The following is a 1033-nucleotide window of genomic DNA, read 5'->3' as shown; positions in this document are numbered from 1 at the left end:
TCGGTCATGCGGTCAACAAGGTTTTGAAGGACATTATCGTTCGTTCGAAAACGCTGTCCGGCTTCGATGCGCCCTACGTTCCGGGCTGGGATTGCCATGGTCTGCCCATCGAGCACCAGATCGAAAAGCTCCACGGCAAGGCTATTCCGGCTGACCAGGTGCGCGCGTTGTCGCGCGCCTATGCGGCCGAGCAGGTCGAGCGCCAGAAGAAGGATTTTATCCGTCTCGGCGTGCTGGGCGACTGGAACAATCCCTACCTGACCATGAATTTTTCGGCCGAGGCCGGCGAAATCCGGGCGCTCGGCAAGATTCTTGAGCAGGGTTATCTCTACCAGGGCTTGAAGCCGGTGAACTGGTGTCTGGACTGCGGTTCGGCGCTGGCCGAGGCCGAAGTCGAGTACGAGGACAAGAATTCGCCGGCTATCGACGTTGCCTTCGAAGTGCATGAAAACCATGCCGAGAAGCTGGCCAACGCTTTCGGTCTGAGCCATCTGCCCGGCCCGGCCTTTGCCGTGATCTGGACGACGACGCCGTGGACCTTGCCGGCCAACGAGGCAGTCAGTGTGCATCCGGACCTTACCTACGACCTCATCGCAACCGAAAAGGGGGCGTTGATCCTGGCCCGCGAGTTGGCCGAGTCGGCGCTCCTGCGCTATGCATTGACGGGGACGGTGATTGCTTCGACGAGCGGCGACAAGCTGGACCAGATCCTCCTCAGGCACCCGTTCCAGCCGCGCGATGTGGCGATCATTTGCGGTACGCACGTCACCACCGAGGCCGGTACCGGCCTGGTGCACACGGCGCCGGCCCACGGTGTGGACGACTACAACATCGGCAAGAAATACGGCCTCCCGGTCAACAACCCGGTCGCCAACGATGGCCGCTTCATCAGCACCACGCCGGCCCTGTCGGTCGGCGAACTGGCCGGCAAGACGGTCTGGGAAGCGAATCCGCTGGTGCTGCAGGAACTCGAATCCCACGGTCGACTGTTAAAAAACGAGAAAATCAAACATAGCTACCCGCACTGCTGGCG

At 61.3% G+C, this 1033-nt stretch carries 1 protein-coding gene; it reads left to right on the top strand.

The window, feature by feature from the left end; translation table 11 throughout:
• Nucleotides 1-1033 (top strand): class I tRNA ligase family protein (locus tag ADADOO_RS04355; protein ID WP_511275323.1); only part of this gene is annotated, 1033 nt, incomplete at both ends.

This window comes from Azonexus sp. (genome assembly GCF_036170495.1).
GTDB lineage: Bacteria > Pseudomonadota > Gammaproteobacteria > Burkholderiales > Rhodocyclaceae > Azonexus.
Note: the sequence above shows the minus strand (reverse complement) of the source record. Positions and strands in the feature narration are given on the sequence as shown.